This window comes from Streptomyces sp. H27-C3 (assembly GCF_030063415.1).
In the GTDB taxonomy this organism is placed as follows: Bacteria; Actinomycetota; Actinomycetes; order Streptomycetales; family Streptomycetaceae; genus Streptomyces.
The window spans coordinates 52,161-69,428 of record NZ_JASITA010000003.1 but is presented as its reverse complement, the minus strand read 5'-3'; the positions used below and the strand labels follow the sequence as shown (position 1 = coordinate 69,428).

Genomic DNA, 17,268 nt, shown 5'->3' with positions numbered 1-17,268 from the left:
GTTGCTTTAAGGCCGGCTTAATCCGCTCAGGAGGAGTACACCCCAACTGGCTTCCGGTCAGAGGAACTTCGCCTTACCCGGCCCCTCGTCGACAAAACTGCGCATTCCGCGCTCCCGGTCCTCGGTCGCGAACAGCCCGGCGAACCAGTTCCGTTCGATCGTGAGCCCCGTCTCCAGGTCCGTCTCCAGACCCGCGTCGACGCACTCCTTCGCGGCGCGCAGCGCCGTCGCGGGGCCCAGCGCGAGCTTCGCGGCCCAGGCGTGCGCCTGCTCGTACACCTCGGCGGCGGGCACCACCCGGTCGACCAGACCGATCGCCAGCGCCTCCTCCGCCCGCACATGGCGCCCGGTGAAGATCATGTCCTTGGCCCTGGAGGGACCGACCAGGCGCGCGAGGCGCTGGGTGCCGCCCGCGCCGGGGATCAGGCCCAGCAGGATCTCGGGCTGGCCGAGCTTGGCGTTGTCACCGGCGATACGGAAGTCGGCGCACAGCGCCAGCTCGCAGCCGCCGCCCAGTGCGTACCCGGTGACCGCGGCGACGACGGGCTTGGGGATGCGGGCCACAGCGGTGAACGAGTCCTGCAGGGCCCGGGACCGTACGACCATCGCCGCGTGGTCCATCGCCCGCATCTCCTTGATGTCCGCGCCGGCCGCGAACACCTTCTCCCCGCCGTACAGCACGACGGCCCGCACGTCGTCGCGCCGGGTCGCCTCCTCGGCGAGCTCGCGCAGCCGGTCCTGTGTGGCGACGTCCAGCGCGTTCATCGGGGGGCGGTCCAGACGGATGGTGCCGACGCCCTCGGAGACTTCGAGATTCACAGTCATGCGAACGAGGTTAGCGCCGGTTACGACCTCGGGGGCAATGGAGCGTGGATCAGCGAGCGGCGTCATGCGGCTTCGCATCCAAGGCGGAGCCGGAGGCGCAGGGCGTCGGGAGCCCGCGCCGCCATCGCCCCCTAACGACAAGGCAACGGGCCCGCCGCACCTGATCGAGGTGCGGCGGGCCCGTCCGTACTGCGCGCACTGCTACTTCTTCCACTCCGACCAGGACATGTTCCAGCCGTTGAGGCCGTTGTCCGGCTGGATCTGCTTGTCGTTGGAGTTCTTCACGACCACCACGTCACCGATGATCGACTGGTCGAAGAGCCAGGCGCCCGGCAGCTTCTTGTCGTAGCCGCCCCGCACGTCCTGCAGGCCGACGCAGCCGTGGCTCGCGTTGGAGGAGCCGAACACTCCGGCGCCCGCCCAGTAGTTGCCGTGGATGAAGGTGCCCGACGTGGACAGGCGCATCGCGTGCGGCACGTCCTTGATGTCGTACTCGCCGCCGAAGCCGACGGTGGCGCCGTTCATGCGCGTCACCTTGTACTTCTCGCTGATCACCATCTGGCCGTTGTACGTCGTCGTCGACGGCGCGCCCGCGGTGATCGGGATGGTCTTGAGTACCTTGCCGTCACGCTTGACGGTCATCGTGTAGGCCTTCGCGTCCACGACGCTGACCTGGCTGCGGCCGACGGTGAACTTCACGGTCTTGGTCTGCTTGCCGTACACCCCGGGCCGTCCCTCGACACCGTCGAGGTTCAGCTTCAGCGTCACCTTGGTGCCCTTGGCCCAGTACTTCTCGGGGCGCAGGTCGAGGCGGTCGTTGCCGAACCAGTGGCCCTCGATCGGCACTGCGGGCTCGGAGGTCACCTTGACCGCCTTGCTGACGTCCGCCGGCTCGGTGATGCCGCGGCTGAAGCGGACCGAGACGGGCATTCCGACGCCGACGGTCGAACCGTCCTCGGGCGTGAAGTACGCGACGAAGGTGTTCTTCGGGACGAGCGTGGTGAAGGTGATGTCCTTCGCCGACTCGCGGCCCTCGGCATCCTTGGCTGTCGCGTGCACCTTGTACTTGGTCGCGGCGCCGAGGTGGCGCTCCGGCTCCCAGCCGGCGCCGCCCCTGGTGATCCGGCCGTCGACCTCGTTGCCCTTGGTGTCCTCGACCGTGACGGACGTCAGCTTGCCCTTGTCCGCACCGATCTTGAGGGCGCCACTGGTGGCGACGTCCTTCGCACCGTCCTTGGGCACGACCGTCACCACCGCCTGGGAAGCCTTCGTGTCGGTCTTCCCGCTGCCCTTGTCCTTGCCGTCACCGTCGCCGGAGTCAGAACCCCCACCGCACGCCGTGACCAGCAGCAGCATCGCCCCCAGCGGCAGGGCGAGCAGACCCGGGCGCCCACGCCCATGTCCCCGCCGCGCCCCGGCCGATGCCCCCGATATCCGCTGCCTGTTCACTTTTCTGTTCTCCCCTCGCACGGCCTGGCCCCAGCCATGGCCCGCACCCCGCGCGCAGCTCCCACGCGCCTTGGAAAAGATAAGCACACCGGGCGTGTCGGGAACTCCCCGCGCATGTCACCGTTCCGTCCCAAGTGCGCAGCGGGGCGGGTGCGAGCCATGCAGGTCAGCGGGGGTCAGGAAAGGGCGGAACCAGCCTTCCAACGGTTCCATTCCATGTTCCAGCCGCCGAGGCCGTTGTCGGGAGCGACCTTCCGGTCATGCGAGTTGATCACCTCGATGACATCCCCGACGAGCGTGCGGTCGAAGAACCAGCCGGCCGGGGTGGCCGAGCTGCCGCCCTTAACATCGCGCAGCCCGACGCAGCCGTGGCTGGTGTTGGCCGACCCGAAGGTCCTTGAAGCGGCCCAGTAGTTGCCGTGCAGGAAGGTCCCGGATGTGGTCAGCCGCATCGCGTGCGGCACGTCCGGGATGTCGTACTCGCCGCCGAATCCGACGGTCTGCCCGTTCATCCGCGTCACGTCGTACAACTCGGTGACGACCATCTTCCCGTTGTACGTCGTGTTCTTCGGCGCCCCCGCGCTGATCGGGACGCTCACCGGCTCGTCCTGGCCGCGCCGCACCACCATCGTGTGCGCCTCGGCGTCCACCGTGGAGACCTGGGAGCGGCCGACGGCGAAGCCGACGGACTTCTGCTGGATGCCGTACACGCCGGGCGACGCCTGTACGTCGCGCAGTCTCAGGTCGACGCTCACGCGGGTCCCCGGCTTCCAGTAGCCGCGCGGCCGGAAGTCCAGCCGCTGCTTGCCGAACCAGTGGCCCGTGACCTCCACCGGCGGGTCCGAGCTGATTTCGATGGCGCGCTCGACCGCGGCGCGGTCGGTCACCTCACGGTTGAAGTCGAAGGAGACAATCATGCCGGTGCCCACGGTGGAGCGGTTCTCCGGCTTGAAGTAGCCGATGAAGCGGTGCTCGGGAACGTACGTGGTGAACGAGGTGTGCCGGGCCGAGCGCCTGCCCCGGCCGTCCACCGCCACCGCGTCGACCGTGTACTTCGCGGCCAGCAGCAGCGGCCCGCCCACCGGCTGCCAGCTCAGGCCGTCCGGCGAGATCCGCCCCTCGACCTCCTGCGGGTCCGCGTCCTCGACCCGCAGCACCTTGACTCTCTCCAGCCGTCCGTCGGGGACCCTCACCTCGATACGGCCGTCCGCCTTGATGCCCTTCGCCCCGTCGTCGGGGAGAATCCTGATCGCGTCCCTGGGCGAACGCGGCTTGTCGCCGAAGCCCAGGCCTCCTCCGCCGGTGCAGCCGGACAGTCCGGCGATCAGTCCTGCCCCTGCCAGTACGGCGGCCAGCGCCGTCCGTGCGCGTCTCACTGCGTCTCTCACGTCCGGCCCAACGATCGCCCCCCTCCGGGGGAAACGTGAGTACGACCGCTGTTCCGGGCAGAACAGGTGCAGGGAGCCACACCAGGAAGCCGCGGCCGGGATGCCGCACGGCCTGGGAGGATCCGCCCGTCCAGCCGAGCCGCGGGAGGACTACAGGTGTCGAGCGCACCCGAGCAGCAGGCAATCGCAGTACCGGAGGCGGTGCGGGGCAGTGGGCCCGCACCGGCCGGGGTCAACGGGCACCGGCGGGAGCCCGACGCGGCCCGGCCACCGGTGTGGCCCGGTGCGCCGACTCCGCTCGGGGCGCGCTTCCGCGTCGGTCCCGACGGAGTGGCGGGCACCAACTTCGCGCTGTGGGCGGGCGGGGCGGAGGCTGTCGAAGTGTGCCTGTTCGACGAGAGCGGCGCCGAGACGCGCTGCCCGCTGACCGAGCTGACCCACGAGATCTGGCACGGCTTCGTGCCGGGGGTCCGGGCGGGCCGGCGCTACGGATTCCGGGTGCACGGCCGCTGGGACCCCTGGACGGGCGCCCGCTGGAACCACGCGAAGCTGCTCCTCGACCCGTACGCGCGGGCCGTGGACGGGGACTTCACGCTGCCCGCCGAGGTGTACGGGCATGTGCGGGACTGGCCGCAGCAGCAGGTCGCCGACACGGTCCGCGACGACCGGGACTCCGCGCCGTACGTCCCCAAGGGCGTCGTCGTGCACGCGGACGCCCCCGACGACGAGTGGCTGGACGACCGGCGGCCCAAGACGCCGTGGGCCGACTCGGTCATCTACGAGCTGCATGTGCGCGGCTTCACCAAGCTGCACCCGGGGATCCCGGAGCGGCTGCGCGGCACGTACGCGGGACTCGCCCACCCCGCCGCGATCGAGCATCTCGTGCGGCTGGGGGTGACGGCCGTCGAGCTGCTGCCGGTGCACCAGTTCGCGCACGAGGACCATCTGCTGCGGCGCGGCCTGCGCAACTACTGGGGCTACAACTCCATCGGCTACTTCGCGCCGCACGCCGGATACGCGGCGACCGGGACGGCAGGACAACAGGTCGAGGAGTTCAAGGGGATGGTGCGTGCGCTGCACGCGGCGGGCATCGAGGTCATCCTCGACGTGGTCTACAACCACACGGCGGAGGCGGGCGAGCTGGGCCCGACGCTGTCGCTGCGCGGCATCGACAACCGCGGCTACTACCGCCTGCAGTCCGACGCCCGGCGGTACGCCGACTACACGGGCTGCGGCAACACCCTGCACGTGGTCCAGCCGCACGTCCTGCGGCTGATCACCGACTCGCTCAGATACTGGGTCACCGAGATGGGCGTCGACGGCTTCCGCTTCGACCTGGCGGCGGCGCTGGCCCGCTCGATGCACGACGTCGACATGCTGTCCCCGTTCCTCGCGGTCATCGCCCAGGACCCGGTGCTGCGCCGGGTGAAACTGATCGCCGAGCCGTGGGACGTCGGCAGCGGCGGCTACCAGGTGGGCGCGTTCCCACCGCTGTGGACGGAGTGGAACGACCAGTACCGCGACGCCGTACGGGACTTCTGGCGCGGCGCCCTGCCCGACGTACGGGACCTGGGCTACCGCCTGTCGGGCTCCAGCGACCTCTACGCGTGGAGCGGCCGGCGCCCGTACGCCTCCGTCAACTTCGTCACCGCGCACGACGGTTTCACGCTGCGCGACCTGGTGTCCTACGAACAGAAGCACAACGCGGCGAACGGGGAGAGCAACCGGGACGGCACCGGCGACAACCGGGCGTGGAACTGCGGCGCCGAGGGCGAGAGCGACGACGTACGGGTGAACGAGCTGCGCCGCCGCCAGCTGCGCAACATGCTCACCACGCTCCTGCTGTCCACGGGGGTGCCGATGCTGGTGGCGGGCGATGAGATGGGCCGCACCCAGGGCGGCAACAACAACGCGTACTGCCAGGACAACGCGACCAGCTGGATCGACTGGTCGCTGCTCGAAGAGCCGGGCTGGCGCGGCCTGTTCGCGCTGACGTCCCGGCTGCTGGCCCTGCGCCACGCGCATCCGGTGCTGCGCCGCCGCGCCTTCTTCTCGGGCCGCCCGCAGGCCGCGGACGGGCTGCGGGACCTGGCCTGGTTCACTCCGCGCGGTGCGGAGATGACCGAGCAGGACTGGTACGCGCCCGCCTCGACGCTGGGCCTATTCCTGTCGGGGCGTGACATCCCGGGGCGTGACGCGCGGGGGGCGCAGGTGACCGACGACAGCTTCCTGGCGATCCTGCACGCGGCGGACCGCCCGGTGAGCTTCCTGCTGCCGGGCGGTCCGTGGGCCCGGTCGTACGAGCTCGTCGTCGACACCTCGGCGGAGGTCCAGACCGAGGAGCCGGGCACCGTGTACGAGGGGGGCGGTTCGGTGACCGTGCCCGCCAGGTCGGTGCTGCTGCTGCGGGTCGCGTCGTCGTGACGGGCGTCAGCCCAGGATTCCGCGGTCGTACGCCGCCGCCACGGCCGCCGCCCGGTCCTTGGTGCCGGAGGGTCTGCGGCATCGCCTGGACCGGAACCCAGACGCCCGCGGTGAACATCGCCGGGAAGAACACCACCGTGCCGATGACGCTCGCGATCTTCGTGGTGCGCGACAGCGCGCAGACCAGGGAGCCCAGCGCGAGGGCGCAGCCCGTGGTGAGCAGCAGCGCCAGGACGTAACCGGGGAACTGCTCGGGCAGCGCGACGCCGAAGCCGACACGGCCCACGGCGATCACGAGGGCGGGGTCCGGACCTCCCCCGCCGAAAACCAGATGAACGATGTCAGTGGTGAACCATAGGCTCACTCCTGATGCCAGAAACAGATTCAGCACCCCGGGACCGGTCGGCCGTACGCTCGCTCCTGCGGTTGTGGCCCTACGTGCGCCCGGTGCGAGCGCGCCTCTTCGGTGCGGCATTTGTCGCTGTTGTCGCGTCCTGCCTCAGCCTGGTCTTCCCGTTCGTCCTGAAGTGGATCGTGGACGGCCCGGTCGCTGACGGCAATCCGGGCGGGGTGTGGCTGGGCGCCGTGTTCCTGCTGGTGCTCGGCGTGGTGGAGGCGGTGCTGTTCGGCATCCGGCGCTGGATGGTGGCGCGGCCGTTGGCCGGCGTCGAGGCGGGCATGCGGGCTGACCTGTACCGGCATCTCCAGCGGCTGCCGATGGCCTTCCACGACCGTTGGGCGTCGGGGCAGTTGCTCTCGCGAGGCACGACGGACTTGATGACAGTGCGGATGTTTCTGGCGTTCCCGCTGACCTTCCTGCTGGTCAACGGGGTCACGATCCTGGTCGGTTTCATCATTCTGCTGTTCCAGGAATGGTCGCTCGGACTGGTGCTGCTGGTACCCGTGATCCCCATGGTGGTGCTGTGCTCGCTCTTCGAGTCGAAGTACTCCGGGGTGTCACGGCTCTCCCAGGACCAGGTCGGGGATCTGACCACGGTGGTCGAGGAGAGCGTCCTGGGCATTCGCATCATCAAGGGCTTCGGCCGCCACCGCAGCCAGGCCGTCGCGTTCCGCGAGCTGTCGCTGAAGCTGCGCGGCACGGAGCTGGTCAAGGCCAGGCTGCTGGCCGCCATCTGGGCGCTGATCACGATCCTGCCGGAGCTGGCCATCGGCGCTGCGCTGGTCCTCGGCACGGTCCAGGTCGCCGACGGTGTGCTGTCGGCGGGGACCCTGGTGGCGTTCCTGTCGACGGCGCTGGCGCTGCGCTGGCCGGTGGAGTCGATCGGTTTCCTGCTGGCGATCAGCCAGGACGCGGCGACCGCGGCGGACCGGTACTTCGAGGTGATGGACGCGCCCGAGGAGACGGACGCGGGGACCCTGGCGAGCCCGAAGGCGGCCGCGGACCTCTCCGGGACCGCCGACGGACTTCGCTTCGAGGGCGTGGCGTTCCGCTATCCCGACGCGGCCGCGGACTCCCCTCCCGTACTGGCGGACATCACCCTGCACATCAGACCCGGCGAGACCATGGCGATCGTCGGAGCCACCGGCAGCGGCAAGACGACGCTCACCACGCTCGTACCGCGGCTGCACGAGGTGACCGGCGGTCGCATCACGCTCGACGGCGCCGACATCACCGCGCTGCCGCGCGAGCGGCTGCGGGAGCTGGTGTCTGTCGCCTTCGAGGAGCCCACGCTCTTCTCGGCGACGGTCGGCGAGAACGTACTGATGGGCGCGGCGGGCGCGGGTGAGGCGGAGCTGGAGCGGGCTCTGGACACCGCGCAGGCCGGGTTCGTGGGAGAACTTCCGCACGGCGCCGGTACGCAGGTCGGCGAGCAGGGGCTGAGCCTGTCCGGCGGACAGCGGCAACGCCTCGCGCTGGCGCGGGCCGTGGTGGGCGAGCCCCGGTTCCTCGTCCTGGACGATCCGCTGTCGGCGCTCGATGTGCATACGGAGACGCTGGTGGAGGCGGCGCTGCGGCGGGTGCTTGCGAGGACCACCGCGCTTGTTGTCGCGCACCGGCCGTCCACCGTACTGCTCGCCGACCGGGTCGCACTGCTCTCCGAGGGCCGGATCACCGCCGTCGGCACCCACCACGAACTGCTGCGCAGCAGCGACGAGTACGCCTGGCTGATGTCGGGTGCGGGCGACGGCGAACCCGTCGGAGCCGCAGACAAGGGGGATCACGCATGACCACCACCGTGGACGGCAGGCCCGCCCCCGAATCCGACTCGGGTACCGGCGCCGGTGCCCCGACCGGTCCGGGGACCGTTGTCGCGGCGCGGACCGAGGACCTCTTCGATCGCGACGCGCTGCCCGCCGTCAAGGGGGCGACGGGCACGCTGCTGCGCTCGCTGCTGCGGTCCAGGCGGGGCGCGGTCACCGTCGCGACGCTGCTCCTGCTCCTCCAGCAGGCCGTGGTGCAGGCCGGGCCGCTACTGGTGGCGTACGCCATCGACCGGGGGGTACCTGCGCTCAGGCGCGACGACTTCGGGCCGCTGATCGCGGTCGGGGCCGGCTATCTGGTGTGCGCACTGGGCGCGGGGGCGCTCCAGTACGCCTTCATCCAGGCGTCCGCCCGAGTCAACCAGGACGTGCTCCTTGATCTGCGCGGCCGGATCTTCCGCCACGCGCAGGCCCTGAGCGTCGACTTCCACGAGCGGTACACCTCGGGGCGGCTCATTTCCCGCTCCACGACAGACGTGGAGTCGCTGCGGGAGCTGCTCGGCGAGGGCCTCCAGGAGTTGCTCGGGGTCATCCTGTCCGTGGTCTACATCTGCGCGCTGCTGCTCTATCTGGACATCGGGCTCGGCGGGTTCGCGGTGCTCTCCTTCGTACCGCTGTATCTGCTCGTGCGGCTCTATCAGCGCCGCGCCGGGCGGATCTTCAGCAGGCGGTCCACGGCGATCGCCGCCGTCATCGTGAAGTTCGCGGAGACGATCAACGGCATCCGGCCGGTGCGGGCCTTCCGCCGCGAAGAGGCCAACGACGCGGACTTCCAGGTCCTCAACCACCGCCACGAGCTGACGAACGGCGACACCCTCCTTGAGATGGCGCGCTATGTGACCGGCTCCCGGCTGGTCGCGAACACCGCGATCGCGGGGCTTGTGCTGTGGGGCTCCTACCGGGTCGCGGACGGCACGCTGGCGCTCGGTGTGCTGGCCGCATCGGTGCTCTATCTACGGCGGCTGTACGACCCGATCGACCGGCTCGGCATGTTCCTCAACTCCTATCAGTCGGCGGCCGCCTCGCTGGAGAAGATCGCCGGGCTGCTCGCTCAGACACCGACCGTTCCTGAGCCCACGCAGCCACGCGAGCTGCCCGCGACGGCCCGTGAACACCGGGGCCGCGAGGTCGTCTTCGCCGGGGTGAGCTTCGCCTACCGCACCGGCGGCGAAGTGCTGCCGCGCCTCGACCTGACGCTGCCGGCCGGCCAGACGGTCGCCGTCGTCGGCTCGACGGGCGCGGGCAAGTCGACGCTCGCCAAGCTGCTCGCCCGCTTCTACGACCCGACCGAGGGCCAAGTCCTGCTCGACGGCACGGACTTGCGCGACCTCGCGGTGCCCGAGCTGCGGCGCGGGGTGGTGATGGTGACGCAGGAGGCCTTCCTGTTCTCCGGCACGGTCGCGGAGAACATCGCCATCGGCCGCCCTGACGCCACCCGCGAGGACATCGAGCGGGCGGCGAAGGCCATCGGCGCGCACGAGTTCATCAGCAGCCTGCCCGAGGGGTACGACACGGACGTACGCAAGCGGGGCGGCCGGATCTCGGCGGGCCAGCGCCAGCTGGTGGCCTTCGCCCGCGCGCTGCTCGCCGACCCGGCGGTGCTGATCCTCGACGAGGCCACGTCGTCCCTGGACATCCCGGGCGAGCGGGCCGTCCAGCGCGCGATGCACACCGTGCTGCGCGGCCGCACCGCCGTGGTGATCGCCCACCGCCTTTCGACGGTGGAGATCGCCGACCGGGTGCTGGTCATGGAACACGGCCGCGTCGTCGAGGATGGCGCCCCGGCCGAACTCGTCGCGGGAACGGGCCGGTTCGCCGGTCTGCACCGGGCGTGGCGGGAGAGCCTGGCCTGACGGCGCGGGTGTGTAGGTTCCGCATTCTGATGGACAATGCCCCTGCGAGATGGACAGCGAATGGGCATTCTCACGGTTCCGTGGGCACTGGCTGCGGCCAGTAACTGCCGTCGCCTGTATGGCCGTTCGGAGTTCAATTCGATCCCGAAAGAAGAATGCACCGGTCATGGCGTCGATCCGGTACCACGACGCGTCGGTGCGCAAGGTCCCCTTCAGGGATCTGCGTTTGGCGGACTTCACCTGGTCGGTGCCGTGGCGGAGTTTTTGCTCTGTCCACGGCCAGACTCACCATTCGGGACGATACGCATCAACGACGATGGCTGGGCCCGTCGTCTACGAGAGCCGGCTGGAGTTAGCCTGGCTGCTCTTGGCCGACATGGATCCTGCGGTACGTGGAATCTACGCTCAGCCGTGCCACCTGACGGCCCGTGTTGGCGAACGCGATGAGGGTGATGCCGCCGGCTGTGAGGGCGCGAGCGACGACGGTGTCGAAGGTGGTCTCGGTGTTGAAGTGCGAGGGGACACCGCGCCATGCCTGCAGGGTTATCAGGCTGGTCTCCAGCAGGGACGCCGCGGTGAACGCGCCCAGGAGGAGAGTGCGGGTGCGCGTGGCGAGCGGGAGGAGCCGGCAGATCCAGGTAATGGTCAGAACGCTGATCCCGAAGGACAGCCCGAAGGTAATCGGTTTCCGCCAGGAGACGGGGCCGTCCCACGGACCGCCGACAAGCACAAGGACGACGGTGTGGAAGGCGGCGGACGCGAGCAGCAGGAGGCCCGCGCCGACGGGGATCTGCCGGGCCGAGCGCAGTCGTACGGGCGAGGCGGTGGTCATGCGTCCACCCCGGGTGCGGTCGGGCGCGGGCGGGCCAGTGCGAACGCGGCCCACACCAGCCATGCGGTGCCACCGAAGCGGACGACGGGCAGCAGGTAGCTGAACCCGAAGACGAGGAGCAGGAGGGTGGCGGCCAGGCCGGCGGCAGCGATGACCAGTCCGGTGGTGGCACAGGCGCGCGACAGGAGTCCGCTGCTGCGGGCTGGCAGGCAGGTGCCTGCCGCCAGGAGCGCGAAGGACACGGCGTATCCGAGACCGCCGGCGAGGAAGGACAGGTCTGCCAGAGCACGGGCCAGGGCTGTGGGTGACTCCTCCGGAAGCCGGCCGAGGGTCCAGGCGAACGCGGCGCTGGAGGCCAGCGCGCCACCGGCCAGCAGTCCGCCGGCGAGGGCTGTTGTCGCCGCGGCGCCTGAGCCCTGTCCCTTCCGCACCAGCCGGGACAGGGTGGCTGCGACGGGCACCAGAAGCACGGCAGCGACGACCAGCAGGAAGGCGCCCAGATCAATCGCTGTGCCCTCGTCGCGTACGTGATGCAGAATGTCGCGGCCGGATGCGCCGGGCTGCGGGGTGGCGCGGTTGGCGACGACGTACGCAGCGGTGAGTACAGCGTAGGCGAGAGAACCTGTGAGCAGCGCGACGGCGCCGCGCGGGCGCCGGGCCGGGCCCCTGAGCGAGGCCGCGCGGGACTCATGTGCCGATGTGGGCATGACATCTCCTGGATTATCGGTGAAGGCTTCGGGCCCCGGTGGGGGTGCGGACGGGGAGCCCGGTGCGGACATCCAGAATTCCGCTGCGGGGCACCACGGTCGTCCCACAGCGGCAGGCAGTGCGGATACTCCGCAGGGAGTAGGCGGCGCGGTCGGACACGAATTCCCCCAGCAGCCGAACCAGTTCAGCGGGACGGTCCTCGGAGAGCCGCGTTGGCCCGGCTCCGCGCGGATGGCTTCGACGTGCGTGAAGAGGACGCCGCTCGCCTCTCGCCGTTCACGTGGCACCACATCGACATGCTTGGCCGCTGCTCCTTCCCGCCCCTGGCGCTCCTTCCCACCCCCGGACCTGCCGCACGGAGCCCTGCGCCCGCTGCGCCCGACCCGGACGCCGGCGACGAGCCGTGACACCGCGCCGGGCCGCCCGGACCGGACGATAGCCCGCTCACAGGCCGGGAGTTGTACGGCTACCGCTGTTAACGCCGCGGCCCATGAGCGGTGCCCGTCACCGATACCCTGTTGCGTCCGCCGGCTTGCCGGCGTCGTCGACCTCGACCAGGTAGCGCCAGCAGTCCGGGCGCGAGCCGTCGAGGTCGGTGAAGCCGTATTCCTGTGCGAGTTGCCCGCTGGACAGCGACTGGCCGTTCCAGCGCGCGACGTCGGCGTCGCCAGCCAGCGCCGCGACCGCGCGTCCGACATACGACGGGCTCTCCGAAATGCAGAAGTGCGGCACCGTAACCAGCGCGTCGCGCCAGTTGTCCTCGGTGACGCCGAAGCCGTCGAGCATCATCTCCGAGCGCAGCCAGCCCGGGGTGAGCGCAACCGCCGTCCCGCCGTGCGGCTTCAGCTCGTGTGCGAGCACGAACGCCATGCGCAGCACGCTGTTCTTGACCAGGTCGTAGAAGTACGAGTAGCGATAGTTCGTTCCGTTGTACGCGGACGTCCCGTCGGTCATCTCGACCACGAGCCCGCCCGGTTGCCGCACCAGCAGGGGCAGCAGGAAGTGGCTGGTGATCGCATGTGTCTCCACGCCCAGCCGGAGGAGCCGCAGGTCGTTGTCGAGGTCGTGCTCCCAGACCGGCGTATCGAATGCGAACAGCCGCTCGCCGCACCAGACATCAGCCCGAACTGCTGGACCAACTCTTCGGCCGGCTCGTCGACGCAGGCATCACCGAAGTCTTCATGGAGTACATCAACCTCAAGCGGTACATCCGCGAACGCATGAACCAGGTCCTCGCCGACGAACTCGACGATGTCCGCGAGGCATATCTCCAGGCCCGCACCAAGGAACACCGCGAACACCTCGACGCCATCGTGGCGTGGCTCCTGGCCAAGCACGGCCTGCGGTTACGATTCAACGAGGTCGTCTACCACGACGACCTCGACAAGGTGCAGCAGGCGGCGGTGCGCTGACCGCGGTACTCCCACCGGGTTGACGAGCGTTCAAGCTGCCTGCGGCCAGGTCCTGGTCGCGCAGCGGAGCGAAGTCGACATCCAGCTTCGTCTCGTACGCCTCGGGCTGGATGCCGAGCTCGTGGGTGGCGTACTCGCCGAACTGGTTGATGCGTTCGGTTCAGGTACGGCGAGATGTGGGCCAGATCCTCCGGGGCGATCTCCCAGCGCTCTTCCAAGAGCTGCCGGACGATCTCCGCGATGTCCAGGGCGTTGTGGAAGATACCTCACTCGCTGTCACCAGCTCGATCGGCAAGGAACGCTGATTGCTCACCATCGAACGACAGGGCTGTTGCTCACTCGGTGCGGATTCCAGCGTTTCCGCAGGAGCCGGTGCTCACGAAGTCGCGGAACCTACAGGGTGTACGATCCGCGACTTCACTGGCATTGAAGGCGCTTCACTGACAATGGACTGGCGAATCCGCGATCCGGTTGACAATAACTACGTTCAGTAGCGGTCCCCGCTGGGGCTCCTTCGAACTCCTCCCGACATCCCGCGCATTGGCGCACCGTCCGGTCGGGTCATGCCAGATTGAGGAGCAGGCGGCTTGCGCGGCGATGGGGGAAGTCACCGGCCTTGATGGCAGGCGGGTGGTTCGCCGTGTGTGGCGGCGGGTCACGAGCGCGGTGGCAGCCGCGATGCGTGGGCCACGAGGAACAGGAATAGTCCGCAGGCGGCGACCAGGATCCAGCCCGGACGGGATGCGTGGGCCAGGCCCGTCGGGTCTGTACCGGCGACCAGACCGCCGGCGATGGCGATGCCGACCGCAGCGCCGAACTGGCGTGCGGTGGACGTGATCGCTCCGGCCACGCCGGCACGGGCCGGAGGCAGTCCGCTCACTGCGGTGTTGGTGATCGGAGCGTTGGCGAACCCGAACCCGATGCCGATGAGCAAGTAGGCAAGGAGGAGCAGCGTCACGCTCGTGTGCTGGTCGAGCCCGACCAAGCAGAGTCCGCCGGCCGTCATGAAGCCACCGGCCAGGACGAGTGGCGGCCGCGCTCCGACACGACCGACCAGCCGGCCGGACAGGGGGGCGCAGAGGGTCGCTCCGACAGCCATGGGCAAGGTCACCAGTCCGGTGGCCAATGGCGTCCATCCCCGGCCGTGCTGCAGGTAGAGGGTGTTGAGCAGCAGCGTCACGTTCAGGGCGACGAAGACCGCCACGGCGCCCAGGACCGCACCGCTGAACGCCGGACTGCGAAAGAGCCGCGGATCCATCAGCGGCTCGCGTCGGCGGGACTCCACCCACACGAATCCGAACGCCGCCACGGCGGCGATCGCGTAAGCGGAAACCGCCACGAGCGATGTCCAGCCGATGTGCGGCCCCTCAATGAGGACGCCGACCGAGACTCCGATGACCGCTGTCAGCAGGGCCTGACCCGGTATGTCGAGCCTCAGCGCCTTCTGCGCTCGGGACTCCGGCACGAACAGCGAGCTGAGCACCAGGGCGAGAACGATGACCGGCGCGTTGACCCAGAACACCGACCGCCAGCCGAAGGCCTCGATGAGGGCGCCGCCCGTGACGGGGCCGGCGGCCATGCTGAGCCCGAAGACCGCCGCCCAGACCCCGATCGCCCGCGCTCGCTCCTTCGGATCGGGCATCGAGTTCACCACGATCGCGAGTGCCACGGGGCTGAGCATCGAGGCGCCGACTCCCTGGACCGCACGGGCCGCGGTGAGCGCGCCCACCGAAGGGGCGATCGCGCAGAGCAGCGAGGCCGTGCCGAACACGACCAACCCCAACTGGAACACCCGTCGGCGCCCAAAGCGATCCGCCAGCGCACCGGAGGAGATCAGGAGACTCGCCAGGGCCAGAGTGTAGGCGTCCACGGTCCATTCGAGCCGGCGGGTCCCGGCATCCAGGCCGCGCCCGATGGCCGGCAGGCCCACGTTGACGATGGTGGTATCCAGGCCCACCAGGAACATGCTCAGGCAGCAGACGGCCAGCACCGTCCAGCGCCTACGCGCACTCAGAAGGGGTTGAACAGTGTGAGTCGTCGCGGTCACGGCCTACCTCATCAAGTACGGGAACATCTGTGCGTCCATGCTCGGGCCGGACGACGACCACAGCCCAGCGGATTTGCGGAGACTGCAAAATGGACTCCATGGACGAGGAACTGGAACAGATACTCGACGGCATCGGGCCCCGACTGCGCGCGCTGCGCCGGGACCGCCGGCTCACGCTGGAGGCGCTGGCCGCTACGACCGGGTTCTCGGTGAGCACGCTGTCCCGTCTCGAATCGGGCAAACGGCGCCCGACCCTGGAGCTGCTCATTCCGCTCGCGCGTGCGCACCGCATCGCGCTCGACCAACTGGTGGCCGCGCCGGCCACCGGTGACCCCCGGGTGCATCTCACGCCCTTGCGCAAAGCGCACGGCAGCACCCTCGTGCCCCTGACGCAGTACCCAGGCAGGGTGCAGGTCTTCAAACAGGTACTGAGCGCCCGCGAACCGAAGCTGGTCACCCACGACGGCTACGAGTGGCTCTACGTCCTCGCAGGCGAGCTGCGACTCATTCTCGGAGAACACGAATCCACCCTCAGCCCCGGAGAAGTGGCCGAGTTCGACACCACCGAACCGCACTGGTTCGGTCCGGCGAGCACGAGCGCCGTAGAGATCCTTCACCTGTTCGGGCCACGAGGCGACCGAGCGGTCGTCCGCGCGAGACCGTCTACCGACGATCCCGCTCCGACGGCGAGCACAACCCCACCGTCAACAACGTCATGACCCGCCACAGTCGGCGAAACCGGTGATCAGCAAGACCATGGATACCTCACTCACTGCTACCGACTCCACCGAGGTGGAACCGCCGACCGCGCATCATCCACCGATACCGCCGCTGCTCGCCCAGCCCGGATCCCGGTGTTTCCGCAGGAGCCAGCACTCACGAAACCGCGGACCCTGGAGCGTGGTCTGCGGGGCGCTGGCTACCCTGGCGGCATGACGACGCGCAGGACCGCCCACGTGAGTGTTGACGCGATGATCGACGACCTCAGGACACTCGTCGAGGTCGAGTCCCCGTCGCGCGATCTCGACGCGTTGACGGCATCGGCCAAGGCTGTCGCCGCCGTCATCGAGAGCCGCCTCGGCGGGCAGGCCGTCCTCGTGGAGAGTGAAGCGGGGCCGCACGTCCACTGGTCGGCCGGTGGCGAGTCGCAGGTGCTGGTCCTCGGTCACCACGACACGGTGTTTCCGCTCGGCACCCTGGAGCGCCGCCCCTTCACGGTCGAGGACGGCCGTGCGACCGGCCCCGGGGTCTTCGACATGCTGGGCGGTCTGGTCCAGGCCGTTCATGGCCTGGCGACGCTCGACGACCGGTCGGGCGTCGAGATCCTGGTGACCGCCGACGAAGAGGTCGGCTCCGGCTCGTCCCGCGCCCTCCTCGAAGAACGCGCCCTTGCCTGCGGCGCCGTCCTCGTACTTGAGGGCGCCGCCGACGGCGGAGGTCTGAAGACCGGCCGCAAGGGCTGCGGCACGTTCCAGGTCTCCGTCGCGGGCCGGGCGTCCCACGCGGGCCTTGAGCCCGCGGCCGGGATAAACGCCCTGATCGAAGCGGCACACCAGGTACTGGACGTCGCGGCGCTCGGCCGGCCCGACATCGGCACGACGGTCACCCCGACCGTCGCGTCCGCAGGGACCCTGGACAACGTCGTGCCCGCGGAGGCGACCGTCGTCGTAGACGTCCGGGTCGAGTCGGTCGGCGAGAAGGACCGGATCGAAGCCGCGTTCGCGGCGCTGGCTCCGCATCTCGACGGGGCGAAGATCACGGTTCGGGGATCCGTCGGCCGCCCCCCGATGCCCGAGTCGGCGTCGGCCGGGCTCTTCGCGGTGGCGAAGCGGCTGCTTCCCGAACTCGAAGGCAGGGTGGTCGGCGGCGGAAGCGACGGCAACTTCACGGCCGCGCTGGGAGTGCCCACACTCGACGGCCTCGGAGCGGTCGGGGGTGGCGCCCACGCCGACCACGAGTACCTGGTGGTCGAGGCCATGGCCGACCGGGCGAACCTGGTCGCCGGACTGGTGAAGGCGATACGGATCGCCTAGAGGGGGTGTCCGGCCGATCTCCGTGGGTGAGGGAGCGGGGTCTGGTGCGTGGAACCGCAGGGCGGAGGAGGGAG

12 protein-coding genes and 3 pseudogenes are annotated in these 17,268 nt (G+C 69.8%); 7 read left to right on the top strand and 8 right to left on the bottom strand.

Annotated elements, in window-relative coordinates:
• Positions 1–57: 57 nt before the first annotated feature.
• The 3 genes from QMK30_RS03620 to QMK30_RS03610 form a co-directional block, all read right to left on the bottom strand.
• Positions 58–825 (bottom strand): enoyl-CoA hydratase/isomerase family protein, encoded by a 768-nt coding sequence (locus QMK30_RS03620; protein WP_283515664.1) that lies wholly within the window; start codon positions 823–825, stop codon positions 58–60.
• Positions 826–1,026: 201 nt separating this feature from the next.
• Entirely contained in the window at positions 1,027–2,274 is a 1,248-nt protein-coding gene (locus QMK30_RS03615; RefSeq protein WP_283515663.1) for a L,D-transpeptidase, read from the bottom strand.
• Between the two features lie 176 nt (positions 2,275–2,450).
• The gene (locus QMK30_RS03610) at positions 2,451–3,650 is read right to left on the bottom strand and encodes a L,D-transpeptidase (protein WP_283515662.1); all 1,200 of its coding nucleotides are present in this window, start codon (positions 3,648–3,650) and stop codon (positions 2,451–2,453) included.
• 168 nt (positions 3,651–3,818) lie between these two features.
• Between QMK30_RS03610 and glgX the strand changes: the two genes are divergently transcribed.
• On the top strand, positions 3,819–6,086 hold the full coding sequence (gene glgX, locus QMK30_RS03605; protein WP_283515661.1) for a glycogen debranching protein GlgX: 2,268 nt from the start codon (positions 3,819–3,821) through the stop codon (positions 6,084–6,086).
• 64 nt (positions 6,087–6,150) lie between these two features.
• Here the strand turns inward: glgX and QMK30_RS03600 are convergent.
• A pseudogene (locus tag QMK30_RS03600) lies at positions 6,151–6,384 on the bottom strand (ABC transporter permease); the annotation flags it as partial.
• A gap of 71 nt (positions 6,385–6,455) precedes the next feature.
• On the opposite strand from QMK30_RS03600, the gene QMK30_RS03595 reads away from it, so the two are divergent.
• Positions 6,456–8,276, top strand: a complete 1,821-nt coding sequence (locus QMK30_RS03595) for an ABC transporter ATP-binding protein (RefSeq protein WP_283515660.1) — start codon at positions 6,456–6,458, stop codon at positions 8,274–8,276.
• Complete coding sequence (locus QMK30_RS03590) at positions 8,273–10,162, top strand: ABC transporter ATP-binding protein (RefSeq protein WP_283515659.1); 1,890 nt, start codon at positions 8,273–8,275, stop codon at positions 10,160–10,162. Before QMK30_RS03595 ends, QMK30_RS03590 begins: the two co-directional genes overlap by 4 nt.
• A gap of 352 nt (positions 10,163–10,514) precedes the next feature.
• Here the strand turns inward: QMK30_RS03590 and QMK30_RS03585 are convergent, their stop codons facing one another.
• Together QMK30_RS03585 and QMK30_RS03580 are read right to left on the bottom strand one after the other, a co-directional pair.
• Entirely contained in the window at positions 10,515–10,994 is a 480-nt protein-coding gene (locus tag QMK30_RS03585) for a hypothetical protein (RefSeq protein ID WP_283515658.1), read from the bottom strand.
• The gene (locus tag QMK30_RS03580) at positions 10,991–11,701 is read right to left on the bottom strand and encodes a DUF4386 domain-containing protein (RefSeq protein ID WP_283515657.1); all 711 of its coding nucleotides are present in this window, start codon (positions 11,699–11,701) and stop codon (positions 10,991–10,993) included. The genes QMK30_RS03585 and QMK30_RS03580 overlap by 4 nt, the downstream gene beginning before the upstream one ends.
• A gap of 207 nt (positions 11,702–11,908) precedes the next feature.
• Between QMK30_RS03580 and QMK30_RS38685 the strand changes: the two are divergent.
• Positions 11,909–12,080, top strand: a pseudogene (locus QMK30_RS38685) (Tn3 family transposase); the annotation flags it as partial.
• A gap of 126 nt (positions 12,081–12,206) precedes the next feature.
• Here the strand turns inward: QMK30_RS38685 and QMK30_RS03570 are convergent.
• Positions 12,207–12,821: pseudogene (locus QMK30_RS03570) on the bottom strand (SDR family oxidoreductase); the annotation flags it as partial.
• On the opposite strand from QMK30_RS03570, the gene QMK30_RS03565 reads away from it, so the two are divergent.
• Complete coding sequence (locus QMK30_RS03565; RefSeq protein WP_283515655.1) at positions 12,791–13,114, top strand: hypothetical protein; 324 nt, start codon at positions 12,791–12,793, stop codon at positions 13,112–13,114. The pseudogene QMK30_RS03570 and the gene QMK30_RS03565 sit on opposite strands and share 31 nt — an antisense overlap.
• A 655-nt stretch (positions 13,115–13,769) precedes the next feature.
• Here the strand turns inward: QMK30_RS03565 and QMK30_RS03560 are convergent.
• Positions 13,770–15,161, bottom strand: a complete 1,392-nt coding sequence (locus QMK30_RS03560; RefSeq protein ID WP_283515654.1) for an MFS transporter — start codon at positions 15,159–15,161, stop codon at positions 13,770–13,772.
• Between the two features lie 89 nt (positions 15,162–15,250).
• Here QMK30_RS03560 and QMK30_RS03555 point away from each other — a divergent pair, with 89 nt between their 5' ends.
• Entirely contained in the window at positions 15,251–15,880 is a 630-nt protein-coding gene (locus QMK30_RS03555; RefSeq protein WP_502963055.1) for a helix-turn-helix domain-containing protein, read from the top strand.
• A gap of 213 nt (positions 15,881–16,093) precedes the next feature.
• The gene (locus QMK30_RS03550) at positions 16,094–17,194 is read left to right on the top strand and encodes a M20/M25/M40 family metallo-hydrolase (protein WP_283515652.1); all 1,101 of its coding nucleotides are present in this window, start codon (positions 16,094–16,096) and stop codon (positions 17,192–17,194) included.
• The last annotated feature ends 74 nt before the right edge of the window (positions 17,195–17,268 follow it).